Source organism: Segeticoccus rhizosphaerae (assembly GCF_005222685.1).
Classification (GTDB): Bacteria; Actinomycetota; Actinomycetes; order Actinomycetales; family Dermatophilaceae; genus Segeticoccus; species Segeticoccus rhizosphaerae.
Genome location: NZ_SWMA01000015.1, coordinates 28,035 through 50,395 on the forward strand (window position 1 = coordinate 28,035; position 22,361 = coordinate 50,395).

Genomic DNA, 22,361 nt, shown 5'->3' on the forward strand with positions numbered 1-22,361 from the left:
TTGGGGCGGGTGGGTCAGAAGAACTGGAGGATCAGGTAGGCGAAGGCGGCCACGATGCCGGCTCCGGGGAAGGTGACCACCCAGGCCGCCACGATGTTGCCGGCCACGCCCCAGCGCACCGCGGAGAGCCTCTTGGTCGCCCCGACGCCCATGATCGAGGACGTGATGGTGTGCGTGGTCGAGATCGGCGCGTGGAAGGTGAGCCCGGCCACGTAGAGGACCGCGGCGGCCGTGGACTCGGCAGCGAAGCCCTGTGGGGGGTCCAGGTGGATGATCTTGCGGCCCAGGGTGCGCATGATCCGCCAGCCACCGGAGTAGGTGCCTGCGGAGATGACCAGGGCCGAGGAGACCTTGACCCACCACGGGATCGTGCTCCCCTCGTGGTAGCCGCCGACCGTGAGGGCGAGCACCACGATGCCCATCGTCTTGGCAGCGTCCTGCAGGCCGTGGCCCAGCGCCATCGCGGCCGCAGACGCCGTCTGCGCGATCCGGAAGCCGCGCGACACCCGTCCCGGCTGGGCCCGGCGGAACAGCCACAGGATGACGGTCATCGCAAGGAACCCCAGGATGATGCCGACGACGGGCGACACGATCATCGGCACGATGATCTTCCAGAAGATGCCGCTCCAGATGACCGCCGTCCCCGCGGCCAGGGACGCCCCGGCCATGCCTCCGATGAGGGCGTGCGAGGACGACGAGGGCAGGCCGTACCACCAGGTCAGCAGGTTCCAGCCGATCGCGCCCACGAGGGAGGCCGCGACGATGATCAGCCCCTGGTGGCCGGCGGGCGGGTCGATGATGTCCGACCCGACCGTCTTGGCGACACCCTCACCTAGGAACGCGCCGAGCAGGTTGAAGGCCGCCGCCATGACGAGGGCGATGCGCGGGGTTAGGGCCCTGGTCGACACCGACGTCGCGATCGCGTTGGCGGCGTCGTGGAATCCGTTGGTGTAGTTGAACCCCATCGCCAGGGCGATGACGAGCGCTACGGGGAGCCATTCCACGGTCCGTCAGGACTCCTTGACCGCGATGCTCTCGACCGTGTTGGCCACGGTCTCGAACGCATCGGCGGCGGCCTCGAGCTCGTCGATCACTTCCTTGAGCTTGAGGATCGTGATCGCCTCGGTGCCGTTGTTGAACAGCTCCGCCAGCAGCCGGCGATAGGTCTGGTCGGCCTGGTTCTCCAGCCGGTTGATCTCGATCCAGTACTCCGCGAGGTCCTTCATCGACCGCAGCCGGGGCATCGCCTCGGCGGTGAGCTCCGCCATCCGCTCCAGCACCTCGACCTGCCCGGAGATGCCTGAGGGGAACTCACCGATCTGGTAGAGCACGATCAGGTCGACCGCGGCCTCCATGTGGTCCATGCAGTCGTCGAGGTTGGAGGCGAGGTCATAGATGTCCTCGCGGTCGAACGGCGTGATGAACGAGCTGTTGACCTTGCGCATGATCGCATGCGTGGACTCGTCCGCCGCGTGCTCGAGGTCCTTCATCCGCTGGGCGGAGCCCTTGCGGTCCTCCACCGGCACGCCGAGCATCGCGGTCAGCTCGCGGGCGCCATCCACCAGGTGGGACGCCGAGGTGGCGAAGAAGTCGTAGAAGCTCGTGTCCTGCGGCGTGAGTTTGAAGCGCACAAGAGACTCCGGTCATCGGGAAGGTGGCCTGCATGATGCTAGAGCCATGATGGCCCCGAAACACAACTCGGGCGCCCTCCCCCTGCGGCGGCACCCGTCCCACGGTGGGCGGCGACCCGCCCCAGCGTCAGGTTCCTCACACCCCCTCGCGCCTCGCTGATGCGCCTCAGAGGGGGTCGGTGGGCGCCTGCTGGGCGGGCTCGGTGCCCCCCGACGGCGCCTCTCCCGGGCGTCGGACGCCGAGGAGCCGGTCGATCTCCTCCTCGCTGAGGGTCCCCCGGTGCGCGCTGACCGCAGCGACGAGTGCGCCGACCAGTTCGATCTCCTCCTGCAGCGGCCTGTCGACGAGGTCGCCGTGCTGCCCAGCCGTCTCTTCCGACGGTGGATTGCGGTCAACTGCCATGGAGGTCAATGTACGGGGCGAAAGTGTGAGCCGGGGCTGAAACGCCCCACGGGACTGCGCCGGGTCCGTTGCGGGTCGGTGCGCCCTGCGAGAAGTCGCTCCGGGCGAGAGCTCGCTGCGCGAGGAGGCGTCCGTATAGGGGTTGCCCTGTGAGAAGTTGCGCCGGGCCGGGAGCACCTCTCGGTGCGTGGCCGCTCGTAGCGGCATAATGTGGGACCCGGGGCTGCCGCGGCCCGGCGCACGAGCACTGTAACCCGCCGATGCCCCTCGCTGTTCCCGCTACCCACAGGTTTCTCGGGCCACGCCGTCAGGTCAGGTTGCCGGCCCGCCACAGCCGGGCACAGATCTCGAGGTCCTCGGCCGTGGTGAGCATCGCCGCCGCCCGGCGTGTCTGGCTGCTCGCGCCCAGCGGGTCGTGGGCATCGCTGTCGTCGGCCCGGTTGGCTCGTCCGGCGGACACGACCCGGCAGAAGGCGGCGGCGCGTTCCAGCGCGATCGCGAGGTCGCCGTCGAAGACTCCCCGGAGGATCGCGTCGGTGAGCGCCTTGAGCTCGTCGGGCCCGGGTGGTTCGGCGAGCCCCGCCACGACGCGGGAGACGTCCGCGAAACGGATGCCGGCGCTGTAGTCCCCCGCCGCGCCGACCGGGTCGCGCCGCACCCACTCCTGCAGGCAGTAGAGCCGCCACAGCGCCCCCGGCAGACTCCGCGCCGGACGGTCGGCCCACAGCTCGGCCACCGTCGACAGGCCCAGCTCCTCCACCAGCCCGACCAGCCGGCTGGTGACCTCGGGGTCGTGCGCCGCGCGCCCGGTGCCGACCAGGACCGCGGCGGTCTCGTGCGCAACCTCACTGACCTGGGCCGGGTCCGAGGCACCCGACTGCGCGTCCAGCGCGTCCGGTCCGAACAGCACCGGTCGCCGAGGGACGGACCGCTCTCCATGATCTGCAGGCATTGCGACAGATTGTTTCACGCCACGGGGCAATCCTGCGAGACGAGAGCTGTATGACGAGCCGGCGCCAGCAGGGTGCGTCGGAGCAGGGGCGGCCCGACGGCGTGCCGGCCCGGCGGCACGCCCGACCGGCGGCTCGGTCACTCCGGTCCGAGCACGCAGGCCGTCTCGGCCTCGAGCACCACCACGCCGCCGGGAGTCAGGACCGCACCGTCCCTCCAGGCAGCGAGGATCTGCAGGGCAGAGTCCTGCTCCCCGAGGGTGAACGCCCGCTCATCAGTCGACAGGTTCACCAGCACCCGGTGCCTGCCGCGGTGCACCAGCACGGTCTGCTCGGTGACATCGTGCGTCACTCCCACCCGGTCGAGCCGGGGGTCCCGCAGGTCGGCGCGGGCACGGCGCAGGGCGACCAGCTCGGCATACCAGGCCAGCATGCGAGCGTGTTCGGGAGCCGCGCGCTCGTCCCAGTCCAGCCGGGACCGGGCGAGGGTGTCCGGGTGCTGGGGGTCGGGCACCCCGTCGCCCCAGCCGTGGGAGGCGAACTCCGCCCGGCGACCCTCGCGGATCGACTCGACGAGCTCGGGCTCCTGGTGGTCGGTGAAGAACTGCCACGGCGTGGACGCCGCCCACTCCTCCCCCATGAAGAGCATCGGCGTGTAGGGCGCGGTGAGCAGCAGCGCCGCGCCGCAGGCGACCCGACCGGACGAGGCGATCGCCGAGATCCGTTCTCCGTGAGCGCGGTTGCCGACCTGGTCGTGGGTCTGCAGGGACGCGACGAAGCGCCACCCGGGCGTCTCGGCCGGGTCGATCGGAGCGCCGTGGTGACGTCTCCGAAACGACGACCAGGAGCCGTCGTGGAAGAACGGCGTCGTCAGGACCTTGGCGAGCGCCCCGTCGACCGCGAAGTCGGAGTAGTAGCCGTCTGTCTCGCCGGTGAGCTGGACGTGCAGTGCATGGTGGACGTCGTCGGCCCACTGCGCGTGCAGGCCCGTGCCACCCGGGAGGCCTGGGCGGGATGCTCTCGGCAACACCGTGGCCGGATCGTTGCGGTCGGACTCGGCAATCAGCCAGAGCGGGCGACCGGCCTGCTCGGACAACGAATCTGCCTGTGCGGACAACGCTTCCAACAGAATTTGCGCTCGCGTGTCGTACAACGCGTGGACCGCGTCGAGGCGCAACGCGTCAAGACGGAAGTCGACGAACCACTGGCGCGCGTTGTCGAGGAAGAACTCCCTGACCCCGTCACTCCCCGCGCCGTCGAGGTTGACCGCGTCGCCCCAGGGCGTGGAGTAGCGGTCGGTGAAGTAGGGGCCGAACTCGCGCAGGTAGTTGCCGCTCGGACCGAGGTGGTTGTAGACGACGTCGAGGCAGACGCCGAGTCCCTTGGCGTGGCAGGCGTTCACGAAGCGTTGCAGCGCCGCAGGGCCGCCGTAGGGCTCGTGCACCGCATAGAGCGCCACGCCGTCGTAACCCCAGCCGTGCCGGCCCGGGAATGCCGCCACCGGCATCAGCTCGACCAGGTCGATGCCCAGGGCCACCAGGTGGTCAAGACGTTCGGTGGCGGCGTCGAGGGTGCCTGCCGGCGTGAAGGTCCCGACGTGCAGCTCGTAGACCACCGCACTGGCGAGATCGGTGCCGGGCCAGCCGCCGTCGCTCCACTCGAACTCGCCCGGGTCGAAGACCACCGACCAGCCGTGGACCCCGTCGGGCAGGTGACGCGCGCGCGGGTCCGGCCGTGGTTCGCCGCCGTCGAGGCTGAACGCGTATGCCGTGCCGGTCGCCCCCGGCGCCTCCAGTCGCCACCAGCCGTCCCCGGCTCGGGACATGGGCAGCCGATCGGTGCCGAGGAGCAGTTCGACCCGCTCGCGGTCCGGCGCCCAGACCGCGAACTGCCGTAGCGACTGGAGGTCGTCGCGCGAGCTGCTCATCGATCCGCGCCGTCGGCTGCCGACACGAGGAGGGCGACCGGCAGGTCCGTGAAGACATCCGACGGCGTCACCGGGCCGCCGGCCAGGCTTCGGCCGGTGAGCTCGTCGCGCCAGCGTCCTTCGGGCAGAGCAATCGTCGGCTCGACCGGGTCGATACCGGAGGCGGCGGCGTGTGGGAGCCGGCTGACCAGGACGGCCACCCCTCCGGAGCGGAGGAACCCGAACAGGTGCGACGGGGTGGCGAGCGGCGCGTAGGTCGCCTCGGCGCCGAACCACTCGGGGTGCTGGCGGCGCAGCCGCAGCGTCCGGCTGGTGACCAGCAGCTTCTCGCCGGAAAGGTCGTCCGACGGGATCCCCTGCTCGAGGGCCTCGAGCCGGCGTGACCGGTCGGCGTAGTCGACCGGACGGCGGTTGTCGGGGTCGACCAGCGACAGGTCCACGACCTCACATCCCTGGTAGGTGTCCGGCACGCCGGGCAGGCACAGGCCCAGGACGGTGGTTGCGAGCACCGTGGCCCGGATGGCGTCGGCGTTGCTGCGGACGGCCTCTGCCACGACGTCCCGCAATGGTCCCGGGGCACAGGCCCGCTCGGCCAGGGTGAGGACGCGGCGCTCGTAATCGGGGTCGCCGTCGATCCACGCGGTGTGCTCCTTGGCCTCGCGCACCGCCTTGAGCAGGTAGTCGCGGAGCCGCTCGGGCTCGAGCGGCCCGGCGCCGACGAGCGTCTGCCAGAGCAGGTGGCCGGTGGGCCCGTCGACGCCGGCGGCCGCCGCGGCGTCGGCGAAGGCTGCCGAGCACCGCTCCCACGCCTGCGCGTCGCCGGCGACCGCGAGGATCCGGGCACGCACGTCCTCACTGCGCTTGGTGTCGTGCGTCGAGCGGGCCGTCATCCCGGCGGGCCAGTCGTCCTGCTGGCGACTGGCCCAGCGGTGCAGCTCCTCGGCGTCGGGATGTTCCGCGACGGTCGGGTCACCGCCGACCTCACAGAGGGCCGTGAGGCGGTGCCAGCGGTAGAAGGCGCTGTCCTCGATGCCCTTGGCCATCACAGGGCCACAGGTCTGCTGGAAGCGAATGGCGAGGTCGACGGCTGCCGGGTCCGACGGGTCCGGTTCGAGTGCCACCCCGGCCACCGCGTCCAGGGCGTCACCCAGGTCGGGGCGCCGGACGCGTGCCCGCGACAGGGCCTCCTCGGCGTGCGCCCGCGCCAGCACGCTCGTGGGGTGGCCCGGGCGCACGTAGGCACGGTAGACGTCCGTGGCCACGAGCAGCTCCACGAGCGCCTCGCGCAACCGGTCCGGCGCCAGGTGCGGGATCGACTCCACCGCGCGGCGGTGCAGCCGGTTCACCTCGGGCTGCAGCAGATCCGCAGCCGCGTGGCGCTTGCACTCCTCGATCACCCCGTCCAGGTCTGGCGCACCGCCCACCTCGGCCCAGGTGCCGCTGAGCACCGCCGTGGTGCCCGGGTCCACCAGCGCGCTGGAGATGGCCTGCAGCGCGTCATAACCCGTCGTCCCTGCCGTCTGCCAGGGGGCGGGCAGCTCCTCCTCGCCCTCGAGAACCTTCTCCACCCACACCGGTGTGCCGTCGACGCACGCGTCGGCGAGCCGCGCCAGGTAGCCCTCCGGATCGGCCAGTCCGTCCGGGTGGTCGATCCGGAAGCCGTCGATGAGCCCTTCGTGGTGCAGGTCCAGCAGGAGCCGGTGGGTGGCCTCGAAGACGGCGGGGTCCTCGACCCGGACCCCGATGAGCTGGTCCACCTCGAAGAACCGCCGGTAGTTCATCACCTGATCCCGCTCACGCCAGCTCGCGAGGCGGTAGTGCTGCCGGGCGAGCACCGTGGCCAGGTCACCGGAGTCGGTGCTGGGCGACACCGGAAACGCGTGCTCGTGGTAGCGGATGACCGGCTCACCGTCGTGCTGGTCACGGGTGAGCTCCCCCGCCGCGAGAGTGCGCTCCAGCGTGTCGCCGAGCATCGGCAGACCGAGCCGGCCCTCACCTGCGTCCCAGTCGATGTCGAACCAACCGGCCGTCGCCGCGGTCCGGCCTTCCCGGAGCACCTGCCAGAGCGGCGCATTGGCCCACTCCGGTGCCGGCACGGCCATGTGGTTGGGCACCACGTCGACGACCACCCCGAGCCCGCGGGCGTGTGCCGCCTCGCACAGCTCGCGGAAGCTCCGTTCGCCGCCGAGGGCCTCGGACACGCGCGAGTGGTCCAGCACGTCATACCCGTGCATGGACCCCTGCACGGCGGTCAGGATCGGGGACAGGTAGAGGTGGGAGACCCCGAGGCGGGACAGGTAGGGCACCTGCGCCAGGGCGTCCTCGAACCCGAAGCCGGCGTGCAGCTGCAGCCGGTAGGTGCCGGTGACGACCGGAACGGTTCGGTTGTTCACGACGCTCCTCCTCCCTGTGGTGCCCTCCCATTGCGCGACGGTGGTCACGCAGGGTTCATGCTGTGAGCGCTGGTCGAGCCCCGCCCCCGACATGCTCGCAGACGCTCAGTCCAGCGTCGTCCCGGCACGCAGCTCGGCGTAGGTCCCCGGGTCGTTCAGCCACAGGCTGTGGCGCGCCTTGCGCCGGTAGCGCAGGATCTGCGCCACGCCCAGCCCCCAGACGAGGTACTGGACCGACATCGCGGCCCGGAACGAGTCCACCGTGTAGGTGCTCGGGCCGCCCGGGGCCACGTGGTCGAGGACGAGGCCGATGAGGATCACCGCGCCCAGCGAGGCGACGAACCCGCCCACGTTGACGATGCCCGTCGCGCTGCCGATGCGGCTGGGCGGGTTGAACGTCCGTGCCAGGTCGAAGCCGATCATCGAGCCGGGACCACCGAGGGCCGTCACCACGACGAGCAGCACCAGCAGCCACAACGGGGCACGCCCCGGCCAGAGCAGCACGACCGCCCACACACCCATGATCGCCGTGACGATGCCCAGGATCAGCGTCGAGCGGGAGAAGGGCCACCGGGTGACGGCCGAGCCGATGATCGGGCTACTCACGACGGTGGTCACCACCATGAGCATGAGCAGGTTGCTGGCCGCGGCGGGCGTGAGGCCCTGGCCGGACACCAGGAACGGGAACCCCCACAGCAGGATGAAGATGTTGCTGCCGAACTGCGACGAGAAGTGCGACCACAACCCGAGCCGGGTGCCCGGAGACCGCCAGGACTGCTTGACCGCCAGCCCGACCTCGCGGATCTTGATCTGCTCTCGCACACTGTCCTGGTAGGGCGAGTCCTGCACGACCAGCAGGAGCACGACCACGAGCACGACGCCCACGCTGGCCGCCAGCACGAAGGACCAGGTCCAGCCGAGGCCGTGCAGGGCGGCACTGAGGGGCGCCGCGGCGACGAGCGCACCGATCTGCCCCATCAGACCGGTCAGCTGGGTGACCATCGGCGAGCGTGCGGGCGGGAACCAGAGCGCCACGATGCGCATCAGGCTGATGAAGACCATGGCGTCACCCATGCCCACGAAGATGCGCGCGGCGACCCCCTCACCGAACGTGGTGGCGAAGGCGAACCCGAACTGCGCGATCGTCATCAGCGAGACGCCGATCAGCAGCATCCGCTTGGAACCGAAACGGTCGAGCAGCGCTCCGACGGGGATCTGCATCGCCGCATAGACCGCGAGCTGGACCATCGTGAAGGTCGCCAGCTGCGCCGAGGAGATGTGGAACCGGTCGGCGGCGATGAGGCCGGCCACGCCGAGCGAGCTGCGGTGGAAGATGGCCAGGATGTAGATCGACAGGGCTCCGCCGTAGACCAGCCAGGCCCGGCGGCCCCCGAGGGGGTGGCGCAGGGCGGGGTCGACGAGCAGCCGGTCCGAGCCGACTTGGTCGATGGTGGTCACAGGGCCATCCCGGCCTGCCTGCGTGCGACCTCGAGGTGCTCGCGGGTCTGGGCGACGAACTGCGCCCTGGTGCCGTGCCGCAGCGTCTCGACGAGCCCGGCGTGGTCCTGGACGGCCCGGCGCATCCGCGGTCCGGAGATGCGCATGACCGTCGCCGTGATGCACAGCTGCCGCTCGCGGAGGCTGCGGTACTGCTTGGTGAGGATGGCGTTGCCCGCGGCCGCGACGATCTCCTCGTGGAAGGTCCGGTCCGCGAGGGTGAAGGCGGACACGTCCTCGTTCTCGCGGGCCTCCTTCATCTCCTCCAGGTGCGTCGCCAGCGCGTCCGCGAGCTCGTGTCGGCTCGGCCAGACCTTTCCGGCCGCCCAGATCTCGATGACGGACCGGGCCTCCACGACGTCCTTTGCCTCGTCGGCCGTCACGGGGATGACCAGGGCCCCCTTCTTCGGGTAGAGCGCCATCAGCCCCTCGACCTCGAGACGGAGGAGGGCTTCGCGGACGGGAGTGCGGGAGACGCCGACGTCCTCGGCGATGTCGCCCTCGGTCAACAGCAAGCCCTGGGTCAGGGTGCCGTCGAGGATTCCGGCCTTGACGTGCTCGTAGACACGTTCGGCCGCGGACGGAGAACGAGTTGTTGTGGACATGTTGTATCTATCATAGACGCAACAGCCAGGGACCGCGAATCCGGGTCAGCCACCCAGGCGGTCGAAACCGGTGACGTGCACGATCGCCTCTCCCGCCTCGTCGCTCGCCCCGAGATCCACCTCAGCGGTGATGCCCCAGTCGTGGTCGCCCTCGGGGTCGTCGACCACCTGACGCACGTGCCAGACGCCCGGTGACTCGCTGATCTGGAGCATCTGCGGGCCACGAGCCTCCGGCCCCGTGCCGATGTCCTCGTGCTCGGCGTAGTAGTCCTCCAGCCCCGCCTGCCACTCGTCCGCGTCCATCCCCGACTCGGCGTCGAGCTCCCCCAGGTCGATCCACCTGCGCAGTGCGGCAAGTTCCACCCGGCGGAACATCGCGTTGCGCACCAGCACCCGGAACGCCCTGGTGTTGGCGGTGATCGGCTTGGGCGTCGCCGGCACGGCGTGCGGGGTGACGGCCTCGCCCTGCCGTTCCGGGTCGGTCAGCTGCTCCCACTCGTCCAGCAGGCTCGAGTCGGTCTGTCGCACCACTTCCCCCAGCCACTCGATGAGGTCCACGAGCTCCTCGCTCTTGAGGCTGTCCGGCACCGTGTGGCGCAGAGCCTTGTAGGCGTCGCTGAGGTAGCGCAGCACCAGCCCCTCCGAGCGCGCGAGGCCGTAGTAGGCGACGAACTCACCGAAGGTCATGGCCCGCTCGAACATGTCCCGCACGACCGACTTCGGCGACAGGTCGTCCTCGGCCAGCCACGGGTGGCTCTGGCGGTACATCGCGAAGGTGCCCTCGAGCAGCTCCTGCAAGGGCATCGGCCAGGTGACGTCCTCGAGCAGCTCCATCCGCTCGTCATACTCGATGCCCTCGGCCTTCATCTGCGCGACGGCCTCGCCGCGTGCCTTGAACTGCTGCTGCCGCAGCACCGGCCGGGGATCGTCGAGCGTCGACTCGAGCACCGAGAGCACGTCCAGCGCGAACGTGTCGGACTCCGGGTCGAGCACGTCGAAGGCCGCGAGGGCGAAGGTCGACAGCGGCTGGTTGAGCGCGAAGTTCGCCTGCAGGTCCACCGTCAGCCGCAGGGTGCGCCCGCTCTCGTCGGGCTCGGCGAGGCGCTCCACGACACCAGCGGTGAGCAGCGCCCGATACATGTTGATGGCGCGACGGGCGAGTCTCGTCTGGGAGCGCGGTTCCTCGTGGTTGTCGCGCAGCAGCTTGCGCATGGCGGCGAAGGGGTCACCGGCCCGGCTGATCACGTTGAGCAGCATCGAGTGGCTCACCTGCATGCGCGACACCAGGACCTCCGGCTCCGCGCTCACCAGCTTGTCGAAGGTGTCCTGGCTCCAGCTGACGAATCCCTCCGGCGGCTTCTTGCGCTGGACCTTCCGGCGCTTCCTGGGGTCCTCGCCCGCCTTGGCGAGAGCCTTGGTGTTCTCGATGACGTGCTCCGGCGCCTGCACCACGACCGTCCCCGACGTGTCGTAGCCAGCGCGTCCGGCTCGACCGGCGATCTGGTGGAACTCGCGGGCCTTGAGCACCCGTTGCCGGCTGCCGTCGAACTTGGTCAATCCGGTCAGCACCACGGTGCGGATCGGGACGTTGATGCCGACGCCGAGGGTGTCCGTGCCGCAGATGACCTTGAGCAGGCCGGCCTGGGCGAGCTGCTCGACGAGCCGCCGATACTTCGGCAGCATCCCCGCGTGGTGGACACCGATGCCGTGACGCACCAGCCGGGACAGCGTCCTGCCGAAACCGGGGCGGAAGGAGAAGCCGCCGATCAGCTCGGCGATGGCGTCCTTCTCCGCCCGGGAGCACACGTTGATGCTCATCAGCGCCTGGGCCCGCTCCAGCGCGGCCACCTGGGTGAAGTGCACCACGTAGATCGGCGCCTGATGCGTCGAGAGCAGCTCCTCCAGGGTCTCGTGCAAGGGCGTGAGCACGTATTCGAAGCTGAGTGGCACCGGGCGTTCGGCGGATGTGACCAGGGCGGTCGGCCGCCCAGTGCGCTGGGTGAGATCCTCCTGGAAGCGGTCGACATTGCCGAGTGTCGCTGACATCAGCAGGAACTGGGCCTGCGGCAGCTCGAGCATGGGCACCTGCCACGCCCAGCCTCGTTCGGGCTCGGAGTAGAAGTGGAACTCGTCCATGATCACCAGTCCCACGTCGGCCGCCGCCCCCTCCCGCAGCGCGATGTTGGCGAGCACCTCGGCGGTGCAGCAGATGATCGGAGCGTCGGCGTTGACCGAGGCGTCGCCGGTGAGCATGCCGACATCCTGTGCGCCGAAGATCTCGCAGAGCGCGAAGAACTTCTCCGACACCAGGGCCTTGATCGGTGCCGTGTAGAACGACACCCGGTCCTCCGCGAGCGCAGCGAAGTGGGCTCCCGTCGCCACCAGGCTCTTGCCCGACCCGGTGGGCGTCGACAGGATGACGTTGGAGCCCGACACGAGCTCGATCAGGGCTTCCTGCTGTGCCGGGTACAGCTCGAGCCCACGCGATGCGGCCCACGAGGCGAAGGTGTCATAGAGCGCGTCGGGATCGGGCTCGCTGGGCAGCTGGTCGGAGAGGGTCATGGGCTCCCCATCCTCCCGCACCCGCGGCGCGTGCCGAAATCGTCGGGATCGGCTCAGCCGGGTCCGCTCAGCCGCTGCTTCAACCCGCGTCAGTTGAGTCCGTACCGCGCCAGCGGGTGGAGCAGCTCGCGCTCCTCGTAGGCCAGGTGCGACAGCAGCGTGTCGGTGAGCAGATCGATGCTGCGCTGGAGCTCCTCCAGCCGTGCAGCGCCGTCCGAGCCGTAGCCGGGCGCCTCCACCAGTCCGACGAGCGCCCGGTCGACCTGCTCGAGCACGTCGGCGATGACGTGGTGCTCCTCCTCGAGACGGTCGATGACGTCGGTGATCGCGGGATCGGCACGACGCAGGTGGCGGAAGACGCTGCGGTCCTCCAGGGTGTGGTGCCCGGTGACGATGCGGCAGTAGGACTGGCAGTAGGCGCCGAGGGTCCAGTCGTTCTGCCGCATGGTCATCGTGTTGACCACCGATCGCGCGGCGCCGACGGTCAGGTGGCCCTGGCGCACCTGCTCCACCACGCCACGCACCTGGGCCAGCTCGTCGCGCAACGCATCGTGGATGTCCACGAGGTGCTGCGGATGGGCCTGCTGCTCACGCGTGTATGCCGCGTCGTCGGGCTTGGCCGCCACCGGCCGGCTCGACTCGTCCCACGGCAGCTCGACGCTCAGCCGCGTGCCGTCGTCCGGTGTCGGTGTGACCGAGAGCGGCACCTCCCCGCGCGCCTCCGCAGCTCGTCGTCGACCGGTCTCGAGCACCGACGTCGGGCCGGCACCGTGGTCCGCCCCACCCCGTCCGTCTCCGGGGGCCGGTTCGCTCGTTCCCTTCCCGGCAGCGGCACCGGCAAGGAGCGCCCGCTCACGCTCGACGAGGTCACGCACCGCGGGCGCCACCTCATCGGCGAAGCGGCGGACGTCGGTGGGGTCGTCGGTCCCGAGGATGAAGGTGCTGATGCCTTCGTCGAGGGCGAGCGCCGCCAGCTGCTCGGACCAGTCCCGGGGGCTTCCCTGCAACAGGCCGCCGCCCGACCCGAACCGGCCGAAGATGTTGTACATGCGCCGGATCGCCTCCGGCCCGCGCCCTGCCGCGAGGGCCGCGTCGTCGATGACCGCATTCATCGCAGCGAGAGCCGACGGATCGGCATACCCCATGCTCGGGATCCACCCGTCGGCCAGCCGCCCGGTGACCCGCAGCATCCTCGGCTTGTAGGCGCCAAGCCAGATGCCCACGTCGTGCACGGGCGGCGGGCCGGCGTGCAACCCCTTGACGTGGTAGTGCTCGCCGGTGACGGACACCGTGCCGCCGCCCCACACCCCGCGGATGACGCCAATCGCCTCGACCAGCGCGTCCACCGACTCCTTGGGCGTCAGCCGTCGTCCCCCGGCAGCGACGATCGCGTCCCAGAACGCACCGGTGCCGAGGCCGAGCTCGGCGCGGCCGGAGCTCAACCGGTCGAGCGTGGCGACCGAGTGGGCGAGGACGACCGGTGGCCGCAGCGGCAGGTTGGCGACGTTGGGCGCGACCCGGACGGCGCTGGTCTGCGCGGCGATGACCGAGAGCAGCGTCCAGGTGTCGAGGTGCTTGGCCTGGTAGGGGTGGTCCTGAACGCTCACCAGGTCGAGGCCGCTCACGTCGGCCAGCTGCGCCAACTCGATCGTCTGCTGCGCCCGCTGGGCATCGGGGCTGGGAAAGATGCCGAACTCCAGCTGGTGCCCGTAGTCGGTCATCGGCGCGCCTCCGTCCGTGTGGTGCCTCCACGACCCTAACCGCAGGCCGACCGAGCAATGGCCCCAGCGGTGCCCGTGTGGTCGCGGTGGTCGCGCGCCGAGCGGCAGCGCTCAGCCGGCCTCGGGCGGCCGGTCCCCCGGTTCGTTGGCGCGGGGCAGCTCCTCACGCAACCGGGGCTCTGTGCGGTTCTCGGGGCGAAAGCCGTACTTGTCGGCGTAGAACGCCCGGACGAGGTCCATGTCGGCCCGCACGTCGCCCGTCGGCCGGATCGTCGGCCCGAAACCGAAGCTGCGGGTTCGTCCGTCGACGAACCCCATCGCGATGGGCAGGCCACTCTGCTGGGCGATGCGGTAGAAGCCGGACTTCCAGTACTCCGCCTTCTCCCGCGTGCCCTCGGCGGCGAGCACCAGCAGGAACCGCTCGTCCTCCCGCTTCGCCTCCTTGACCAGCCGCCGGACGATCCCCCCTGGGTTGCGCCGGTCCAGCGGGATCCCTCCGGTCGCGCGCAGGATCGAGCCGACCGGGCCCTTGAAGAGCTCCTTCTTGACCAGCACCCGGAACTCGGCGCCGTTGCCCCACATCATGAGCAGCGTGGCCACCCAGTCCCAGTTGGAGGTGTGCGGGCCGCCCACGACGATGGCCGAGTGCTCGGGCACCTCGCCGACGGGGGTCCATCGCGCGGCACGCATCACCAGACGCGCCAACGCGCGACGAATTCTCACCGACTGCTCCTTCGGTCCTCGACCAGTGCACCGGCACTTCGACCGTCTCCTCCGGTATCTGACGCCTCGGCGAAGGCCCGGCAGGACCGACGGTCCCATGGTGCGCAGCAGATGATCCCACAGATCGGCCGGCTGCTCATTCCTCGGTGCGTCCGGACCAGCGACTGAGATGCCGACCGCCGAGGTCTACCCGAAATGGCTCGAAGCGAGCATGATTCCCCCCACAGCGCTCGTAGACACGCCGCAGCGTGGGAGGCAACGTCATGAACGTGTTCCGGATCAAGTCGGTCGAGCAGTCGATGCACGACACCGAGGAGCCCGAGCACCAGCTCAAGAAGGAGCTCAGCGCCTGGGATCTCACCTTCTTCGGCGTGGGCGTCATCATCGGCACCGGGATCTTCGTGCTGACCGGGCAGGAGGCCAACCTCAATGCCGGGCCGGCGATCGTCATCTCCTTCGTGCTGGCCGGAGTGACCTGTGGGCTGGCCGCGCTCTGCTATGCCGAGTTCGCCTCGACCGTGCCGGTGGCGGGCAGCGCCTACACGTTCTCCTACGCGACCCTCGGTGAGCTGGTCGCCTGGATCATCGGCTGGGACCTCGTGCTCGAGCTCGCGCTCGGCGCGGCGGTGGTGGCTCGTGGCTGGTCGGCCTACTTCCACGACCTGTTCGGCCTGCCGTCGTGGCTGGCCGGTGACGACGCGCGGCCCGACATCGCGGCGATCCTGATCGTGCTCGGCCTCACCGCGGTGGCGATCCTCGGCACCAAGCTGTCCGGACGGTTCACCGGCGTCCTCGTGGTCATCAAGGTGGCCGTGTGCCTCTTCGTGGTCGCAGCCGGCCTGTTCTTCATCAAGGCGGCCAACTACTCACCCTTCCTGCCACCGAGCAAGCCCAGCGCGAGCGACGCTGCAGCCTCTGACCAGCCGCTGATCCAGGCGGTCTTCGGTATGACGCCCTCGCACTTCGGCGCGTTCGGGGTCATCGCGGCAGCGTCAGTCGTGTTCTTCGCCTACATCGGATTCGACATCGTGGCCACCGCCGCGGAGGAGACCCGTAACCCTAAGCGCGACGTCCCGCGGGGGATCATCGGCTCGCTCGCCATCTGCACGCTGCTCTACATGGCCGTCTCGTTCGTGGTGACCGGCATGCTGAGATACAGCGATCCACGGATGAGCACCAGCGCCCCGCTGTCCGAGGCGTTCCAGGCCAACGGCGTCACCTGGGCCAGCAAGGTGATCTCACTCGGCGCGGTCTGCGGCCTCACCACGGTCATCCTCGTGCTGCTGCTCGGCCAGAGCCGGGTGTTGTTCGCGATGTGCCGGGACGGCTTGCTGCCCCAGAAGCTCGCGACGGTGCATCCCCGCTTCGGCACCCCGCACGTCATCACACTGCTCACCGGGTGCTTCGTCGCCGTGTTGGCCGGCATCGTGCCGCTGGCAGAGTTGTCCAAGCTCGTGAGCATCGGCACCCTCTTTGCGTTCGTGCTGGTCTCGGCCGGAGTGATCATCCTGCGCCGGACCCGGCCGGACCTCCATCGAGCCTTCCGGGTGCCGGCCGTGCCATGGGTGCCGATCCTGTCGATTCTCGCCTGCATCTGGTTGATGCTGAACCTCTCCCTGGCGACCTGGGCGCGGTTCCTCATCTGGCTCGCAATCGGTTTCGCCATCTACTTCACGTATGGCGCCCGGCACAGCCGCGTGGGGCGCGCCGGACCGGCCGACGTCAGCGACCGGCGCGTCCCGGAGCGACTGGACGACTGACCACCTCGACGCGTCCCCGGAGACATGGGCGACGACGAAGACGCACAAAGCACACGACATACCAACGCAGCCCGATCGACCGGAGCTAGAGTGCGCCCGTGACCGTGCTGTTTCGTCACCCGCGGATCTGGACGGGCGACGCCGAGACCCGCTGGGCGACCGGCTTGCTCGTCGACGACGCCCAGCTCGTGGCGGTGGGCCGGCAGGAGGTGCTGCGGGATCACGTCGGGCCCTCGCAGGTGGTCGACCTGCCCGGGACGCTGGTCATCCCGGGCCTGCACGACGCGCACATCCACTCCGCGTCCCTGGCGCGGGGTCTCGCGGGCCTCGACCTGCGCGCCGCCTCGTCGCTGCACGAGGCCCTCGAGATGGTCCGCCGGCGGGCCGGAGAAGGCTCCGGCAGCGAGTGGTTGTTCGGCAGCGGCTGGAACAGCAACGCCTGGGACGGTGCGGGCACGCTGGACCGGCAGGCTCTCGACGCGGCGACCCCGGACCGGCCCACCGCGCTGTCCAGCTTGGACGGCCACACCATGTGGGTCAACTCGTTCGCCTTGCGCCTCGCAGGGATCACCCGTCACACCCCGGACCCGGTCGGCGGGAGGATCGAACGCGATGCGGCCGGCGAGCCGACCGGCATCCTGAGGGAGCGGGCAGCAGTGGCGATCCAGACGATCCAGGAGGGCGGGGCCGGCGGCGCGCTCGAGCCGTTGTTGCGGCGCTGCCAGGAGGTGTTGTTGTCGGTCGGGCTCACGAGCATCACCGACTTCGACGGTGAGGACGCGCGTGCGGCCTACCTGGCGATGCGGGATTCTGGCCACCTTGCGCTGCGCGTGACCAAGTCGGTCCCGGCAGCCGCACTCGACGCGGCGATCGCGCAGGGGCGCGCGACCGGCGACGGCGACGACTGGGTGCGGGTCGGGCCGGTCAAGCTCTTCAGCGACGGCGCGCTCGGGCAGCGCACCAGCCACATGTGCCACGACTTCCACGGTGCTGAAGGCAACCGCGGGATCGCGAGACTCGACACCGACCAGGTGGCCGCCCTGACCCGGAAGGCGTTGCGCGCCCGGATCGCGGTCGCCACCCATGCGATCGGTGACCAGGCCAATGCCACGGTGCTGGATGCCTACGCGAAGGTCCGCTCCGAGACCGCGTCTGCGCTGCGGCTGCGGATCGAGCATGCTCAGCACCTGCGACCTGCCGACGTGCGCCGGTTTGCGGAGCTCGGGGTCGTCGCGTCGATGCAACCGGCCCACTGCACCAGTGACATCGACCTGGTCGAGACGCTGCTCCCCCAGCATGATGTCGTGTCCTACGGGTGGCGTTCCCTGCTGAACACCGGCGCTGCCCTGGCGCTGGGATCGGATGCGCCCTTCGGCCCGGATTCGCCGGTGGCCGAGCCGAGTCCGATGTTTGCCCTGTATGCCGCAGTCACCCGTAGGCGTCCCGACGGCACACCGGCAGGCGGTTGGCAGCCGCAGGAGCGGCTGACGATGGTCGAGGCGCTGCGGGGACACACCGCAGGGTCCGCCTACGCCGACGGTGACGAGCGCCGCAAGGGGAGCCTGGTGGCCGGGAAACTGGCGGACTTCGTCGCGTTGGACACCGACATCCTGGACGAGCAGATGATGGCGCACGAACCCGGGCGCATCCATGACACTCGCGCGCTGGCCACCGTCGTCGGCGGCGAGATCCGTTGGCAGGCGGGGTGAACCAGATCAGTCGCCCAGCAGCTGCGCGAACGGGGTGGGGTCGGCAAACGGGTCAGCCGGTGCCAGGGCAGGCCGTTGCACCATCAGCTCAGCGAGTTCGCCAGCGGCACGGTCGATCCGGCTCACCAGCCCCGAGCCGGAGCCCTCTCCGACCCCCCAGTCCTCGGACGCGGCATACACCGCGGTGGGAACGACCACCGCGCGCAGGTAGCTGAACATCGGCCGCAGCGCGTGCTCGAGCGCGAGCGAGTGTCGGGCGGTGCCTCCCGTCGCACCGAGAAGCACCGGCTTGCCGGTGAGCGAGTCGGGGTCCAGGACGTCGAAGAACGACTTGAACAGCCCGCTGTACGAAGCGGAGAAGATCGGTGACACGACGATCAACCCGTCGGCTCGCACGACGTCGTCGAGCGCCGCCTGCAGGTCGCCGGACGGAAACCCGGTCAGCAGGTGGTCCGTCACGGCGTGCGCGTGGTCGCGCACCTCGACCACCTGCTCGGCGACCTCGACCTGCTGCTCCTGCAGGGCCTGGACCGTCGCGGCCGCCAATCGGTCGGCCAGCAGCCGCGTCGACGACGGCTGGCGCAACCCGGCGGACACCACGGTCAGCGTGCGTTCGGTCACAGAGTCGCTCCTTCGAATGCGTCGTCGGTGTCGAGGACATCCTCTCGCTGTGCGGCCAGCAGCGACTCATGGGTCGGGGCTTCCGGCACGTGCGCCGGCCGCAGCGCGTCCTGCTCCTTGCGCAGCACCGGGACGACCTCGGTCCCGAGGATCTCGATCTGCTCCAGCGCCAGCTCGAGCGGCAGGCCGGCGTGGTCGATCAGGAACAGCTGGCGCTGGTAGTCACCGACGTGGTCGCGCATGGTCATGTAGCGGTCGATGACCTGCTGCGGGCTGCCCACGGTGAGCGGGGTCTGCCGCATGAACTCCTCGAGCGAAGGGCCGTGTCCGTAGACCGGTGCGTTGTCGAAGTAGGGCCGGAACTCACGCACGGCGTCCTGGCTGTTCGGGCGCATGAAGACCTGCCCGCCGAGTCCCACGATGGCCTGGTCGGCCGAGCCGTGGCCGTAGTGCTCGAACCGGCGGCGGTAGAGCTGCACCATCTGCTTGGTGTGCGACATCGGCCAGAAGATGTTGTTGTGGAAGAAGCCGTCACCGTAGTAGGCGGCCTGCTCGGCGATCTCCGGGCTGCGGATCGAACCGTGCCAGACGAACGGGGGTATGCCGTCCAGCGGGCGGGGCGTCGAGGTGAAGGACTGCAGCGGGCTGCGGTACTTGCCCTCCCAGGTCACGTTCTCCTCGGTCCACAGCCCCCGCAGCAGCGCATAGTTCTCGATGGCGAGCGGGATGCCGTCTCGGATGTCCTTGCCGAACCAGGGATAGACCGGTCCGGTGTTGCCCCGGCCCATCATCAGGTCGACGCGGCCGTCGGCGAGGTGCTGCAGGTAGGCGTAGTCCTCGGCGATCCGCACCGGGTCGTTGGTCGTGATGAGCGTCGTCGAGGTCGACAGGACGAGCCGCTGCGTCTGCGCGGCGATGTTGGCCAGGAGCACGGGCGGGTTCGCCGGCGCGACGAACGGCGGGTTGTGGTGCTCTCCGGTGGCGAAGACGTCGAGCCCGACCTCCTCCGCCTTCTTGGCCATCGCGATGGCACCCTTGATGCGCTCGGCCTCCGTCGGAGTCCGGCCCGTCGTGGGGTCGGCCGTCACGTCGCCGATGGTGAAGATGCCGAACTGCATGAAACGCTCCTCATCGTAGGTTATATGGTTGATGTTTCAACTACCTGTCACCTGAACCTCTCCTACCATCAGAACATTCCCTCGGAAGGGAGCCGCATGGACGTGGCGCCGCCACAGCAGTCTGCAGGCACCGGGCTTCGGCGCCGGATCAGCTTCGCCGACCTCATCGTCTACGGGTTGGTCTTCATCGGCCCGGCCGCGGCGGTCAGCATCTTCGGACCGCTGGACGCCGAGAGCCACGGCGCCGTGCCGGTGGTCTACCTCGTCGCGACACTGGCGATGTCCTTCACGGCCTACTCCTACGCCCAGATGTCTCGGGAGGTGCCTCGCGCCGGTTCGGTCTTCGCCTACGCGAGCGCCGGCATCGGGCCGCGGACCGGCTTTCTCACCGGCTGGATGGTGATGCTGGACTACCTGCTCATCCCCAGCGTCGCCTACCTGTTCACCGGCATCGCCCTGCACTCCTTCCTCCCTGCCATCCCCACGTGGGGCTGGACCGCGATGGCCGTGGTCTTCACCACCGGGTTCAACCTCGCCGGTGTCCGTGTGGCCGCCCGGGTCGCCGCGCTGACCGTGCTCGCCGAGGTCGTCGTGCTCGGCATGGTGCTGGTCGGTGGGGTCTGGCTGCTGGCCCACGACGGCCCGACCCGCGACTGGCTGTCACCCTTCACCGGAGTGGGCGGCTTCTCCATCGCGGCCGTGCTCGGCGCCGTGTCGGTGGCCGTGTTGTCCTACCTCGGCTTCGACGCCATCGCGACGTTCGCCGAGGAGACCACCGGGAGCAGCCGACTCGTGGGCCGGGCCACCTTGACGTGCCTCGTCATCGCGGGCCTGCTCTTCGCCGCCCAGACGTATGTCGGGTCCGTCCTGTCCCCCGTCACTCCTGACGAGCTCGCTGCCGACCCGGCGAGCCAGGGCGAGGCCTATTACCACCTCGTCGACGTCCAGCTCGCCGGCTGGCTCTCGACCCTGCTCGCCCTCTCCAAGGCGGCCGGCGCAGCCTTCTCGGCCATGGTCGGCCAGGCGGCTGCTTCCCGCATCCTGATGGACATGAGCCGCGAGCGTCGGCTGCCCCGGGCCATGTCCAAGGTCGACGAGCGGACCGGCGTCCCGGCCGTCGGCGTGCTGGTGGCGGCGGTCCTCAACGTGCTGATCGCCGTCTGGGCCGCGCGGCGCCCGGACGGGCTCGACACCCTGGTCTCCGTCGTGAGCGTCGGAGCCCTCTGCGCCTTCATCCTGCTGCACGGCTCCGTCGTCGGCTACTTCTGGGTGCGCCGGCTCGGGGACCAGCGCCACCTCGGCAAGCACCTCGTCGCACCCCTGGTCGGCGCCGCGATCCTGGTCGTCGTCCTGGTCGAGGCAAGCGGTCGGGCCCAGGTGGTGGGTGCGGTCTGGCTCGCGGTCGGGGTGGCTGTGACCGTCATACAGCACCGTCGCGGAGCGAGCGCCGAGCGGGTCGGCGCCGCCTGAGTCAGCTCGGCTCGGACGTCGCGGCCATCCTGGCGACCCCGGCCCGAGCGATCTGCTCCAGTGCGGGGGTGGCGAGCGGCTTCAGGCCGGCGGCCCAGAAGGTCACCACGTTGTGCCCGATCCCGACGGCCACGAGGTCGAGCGTCACCTTCTGCCCGCGAGACCTCACCGTCATCCGGGTCGCGAGCGTCTCTTCCCCCAGCGTCGGGAAGGTCAGTGGCGACACCGTGACCTTCATCGTCTGGCCGCCGTCCTTCATGGTGATGTTCGGGCACTTCTGCAGCACCTTCTCAACCCGCCGCACGTCGGCGGCCTGGTTCCCGCGCGTGAAGGAGGAGACCTCGGTCCGCAGCGCGATCGTGAAAAGACCTGTGCCGGAGCGGAACTCGCCCTTGGCCTCCGCTGTCGGTGCGGCGCTCTGGTCGGCGCTGACCTTGAGGAACGCGCGTTCACAGGCTGTGCGTCCAACCTCTGGCTTGGCCTCGGCGTCGGACCGATCGGGCGATGCCTTCACGGCCGTCCAGCGTGCGGGCAGGTCACGCTCGGTCAGCACGCTTGCGCGCGCCTGCTTCAGGGAGAGCCGGTCTCCACCGGACACCTTCACCTTGACCGGCGTGGGTGCCGGTCCGCTGAGCGCGTCGGACACCTGGGCGCAGCCCGTGGCGGACAGTGCCACGAGCACGGAAAGAGACAGTACGGAGACAGGCAGCATGCGGCGCATTGCGGTGAAACCCCCACGGCGAAGAAGTGTGACTGAGGCGAAGAGTACGGAAGGAACAGGCTGCTGTATGCCGTCTTGACCAGATCGTGATCCAGGCCGGCCGGCGCCACTCGCGACCAGCGGACCGGGCCGGGCCAGGCGGTCCACCTGTTTGGGAGAAGGCGTCCCCGGGCCCGGCTGCAAGGTCTACCGTTGAGGGCGCGGGCCGACGGACCGTGAACGCTCGACTGCCAGGAGAGGTGAGTGCGAGATGCCGCAGTTCATGGATGTGCACACGACGATGGCTGGAGTGACCGCCGAGCAGCTCCACGCCGCCCACCAGGCCGACCTGGACATCCAGGACGACGAAGGCGTCGATTTCAAGCACGCGTGGGCCGATCCGGCGACCGGCCACGTCTTCTGCCTGTCGGAGGCACCCAGTGCCGAGGCGGTGCAGCGGATCCACGAGCGGGCAGGTCACCGTGCCGACGAGGTCCACGAGATCACGGTGACCGCCTGAGCGTCCCCATCGGAGGCACAGGGGTTGGCGAGCAGCCCATCGACCTGCCGT

At 70.0% G+C, this 22,361-nt stretch carries 18 protein-coding genes; 4 read left to right on the top strand and 14 right to left on the bottom strand.

Annotated features, from left to right (window positions below; translation table 11 throughout):
- Window positions 1–14: 14 nt before the first annotated feature.
- The 11 genes from FCN22_RS11715 to FCN22_RS11765 form a co-directional block, all read right to left on the bottom strand.
- Complete coding sequence (locus tag FCN22_RS11715; protein ID WP_137121736.1) at window positions 15–1,004, bottom strand: inorganic phosphate transporter; 990 nt, start codon at window positions 1,002–1,004, stop codon at window positions 15–17.
- Window positions 1,005–1,010: 6 nt separating this feature from the next.
- A complete protein-coding gene (locus FCN22_RS11720; RefSeq protein ID WP_137121737.1) occupies window positions 1,011–1,631 on the bottom strand; it encodes a DUF47 domain-containing protein in 621 nt (206 codons plus the stop codon).
- Window positions 1,632–1,797: 166 nt separating this feature from the next.
- Window positions 1,798–2,034, bottom strand: a complete 237-nt coding sequence (locus FCN22_RS11725; RefSeq protein ID WP_137121738.1) for a hypothetical protein — start codon at window positions 2,032–2,034, stop codon at window positions 1,798–1,800.
- A 307-nt stretch (window positions 2,035–2,341) separates the two neighbouring features.
- The gene (locus FCN22_RS11730) at window positions 2,342–2,986 is read right to left on the bottom strand and encodes a hypothetical protein (RefSeq protein WP_137121739.1); all 645 of its coding nucleotides are present in this window, start codon (window positions 2,984–2,986) and stop codon (window positions 2,342–2,344) included.
- 137 nt (window positions 2,987–3,123) lie between these two features.
- Window positions 3,124–4,911, bottom strand: a complete 1,788-nt coding sequence (gene treZ / locus FCN22_RS11735) for a malto-oligosyltrehalose trehalohydrolase (RefSeq protein ID WP_137121740.1) — start codon at window positions 4,909–4,911, stop codon at window positions 3,124–3,126.
- On the bottom strand, window positions 4,908–7,304 hold the full coding sequence (gene treY / locus FCN22_RS11740) for a malto-oligosyltrehalose synthase (protein ID WP_238384693.1): 2,397 nt from the start codon (window positions 7,302–7,304) through the stop codon (window positions 4,908–4,910). Before treY ends, treZ begins: the two co-directional genes overlap by 4 nt.
- Before the next feature lie 105 nt (window positions 7,305–7,409).
- The gene (locus FCN22_RS11745) at window positions 7,410–8,762 is read right to left on the bottom strand and encodes an MFS transporter (RefSeq protein WP_238384694.1); all 1,353 of its coding nucleotides are present in this window, start codon (window positions 8,760–8,762) and stop codon (window positions 7,410–7,412) included.
- Window positions 8,759–9,406, bottom strand: coding sequence for a GntR family transcriptional regulator (locus FCN22_RS11750; RefSeq protein ID WP_137121742.1), 648 nt, complete (start codon window positions 9,404–9,406; stop codon window positions 8,759–8,761). The genes FCN22_RS11745 and FCN22_RS11750 overlap by 4 nt, the downstream gene beginning before the upstream one ends.
- 45 nt (window positions 9,407–9,451) lie before the next feature.
- Complete coding sequence (locus FCN22_RS11755; RefSeq protein ID WP_137121743.1) at window positions 9,452–11,968, bottom strand: DEAD/DEAH box helicase; 2,517 nt, start codon at window positions 11,966–11,968, stop codon at window positions 9,452–9,454.
- Window positions 11,969–12,057: 89 nt separating this feature from the next.
- A complete protein-coding gene (locus FCN22_RS11760; protein ID WP_137121744.1) occupies window positions 12,058–13,689 on the bottom strand; it encodes an LLM class flavin-dependent oxidoreductase in 1,632 nt (543 codons plus the stop codon).
- Between the two features lie 111 nt (window positions 13,690–13,800).
- Complete coding sequence (locus FCN22_RS11765) at window positions 13,801–14,412, bottom strand: 1-acyl-sn-glycerol-3-phosphate acyltransferase (protein ID WP_238384695.1); 612 nt, start codon at window positions 14,410–14,412, stop codon at window positions 13,801–13,803.
- Between the two features lie 263 nt (window positions 14,413–14,675).
- Between FCN22_RS11765 and FCN22_RS11770 the strand changes: the two genes are divergently transcribed.
- Together FCN22_RS11770 and FCN22_RS11775 are read left to right on the top strand one after the other, a co-directional pair.
- Window positions 14,676–16,172: an amino acid permease gene (locus FCN22_RS11770; RefSeq protein ID WP_137121746.1), complete on the top strand. Its 1,497-nt coding sequence runs from the start codon at window positions 14,676–14,678 to the stop codon at window positions 16,170–16,172.
- A gap of 98 nt (window positions 16,173–16,270) precedes the next feature.
- Window positions 16,271–17,881, top strand: coding sequence for an amidohydrolase (locus FCN22_RS11775; RefSeq protein ID WP_137121747.1), 1,611 nt, complete (start codon window positions 16,271–16,273; stop codon window positions 17,879–17,881).
- Between the two features lie 6 nt (window positions 17,882–17,887).
- Here the strand turns inward: FCN22_RS11775 and FCN22_RS11780 are convergent, their stop codons facing one another.
- Together FCN22_RS11780 and FCN22_RS11785 are read right to left on the bottom strand one after the other, a co-directional pair.
- Window positions 17,888–18,502, bottom strand: a complete 615-nt coding sequence (locus FCN22_RS11780; RefSeq protein ID WP_137121748.1) for an FMN reductase — start codon at window positions 18,500–18,502, stop codon at window positions 17,888–17,890.
- Window positions 18,499–19,620: an LLM class flavin-dependent oxidoreductase gene (locus FCN22_RS11785; protein ID WP_137121749.1), complete on the bottom strand. Its 1,122-nt coding sequence runs from the start codon at window positions 19,618–19,620 to the stop codon at window positions 18,499–18,501. The genes FCN22_RS11780 and FCN22_RS11785 overlap by 4 nt, the downstream gene beginning before the upstream one ends.
- A gap of 96 nt (window positions 19,621–19,716) precedes the next feature.
- Between FCN22_RS11785 and FCN22_RS11790 the strand changes: the two genes are divergently transcribed.
- The gene (locus FCN22_RS11790) at window positions 19,717–21,090 is read left to right on the top strand and encodes an APC family permease (RefSeq protein WP_137121750.1); all 1,374 of its coding nucleotides are present in this window, start codon (window positions 19,717–19,719) and stop codon (window positions 21,088–21,090) included.
- A gap of 1 nt (window position 21,091) precedes the next feature.
- On the opposite strand, the gene FCN22_RS11795 is transcribed toward FCN22_RS11790, so the two are convergent.
- A complete protein-coding gene (locus FCN22_RS11795; RefSeq protein WP_137121751.1) occupies window positions 21,092–21,802 on the bottom strand; it encodes a hypothetical protein in 711 nt (236 codons plus the stop codon).
- Window positions 21,803–22,061: 259 nt separating this feature from the next.
- On the opposite strand from FCN22_RS11795, the gene FCN22_RS11800 reads away from it, so the two are divergent.
- Window positions 22,062–22,310: an SCO4226 family nickel-binding protein gene (locus FCN22_RS11800; protein ID WP_137121752.1), complete on the top strand. Its 249-nt coding sequence runs from the start codon at window positions 22,062–22,064 to the stop codon at window positions 22,308–22,310.
- Window positions 22,311–22,361: the final 51 nt, after the last annotated feature.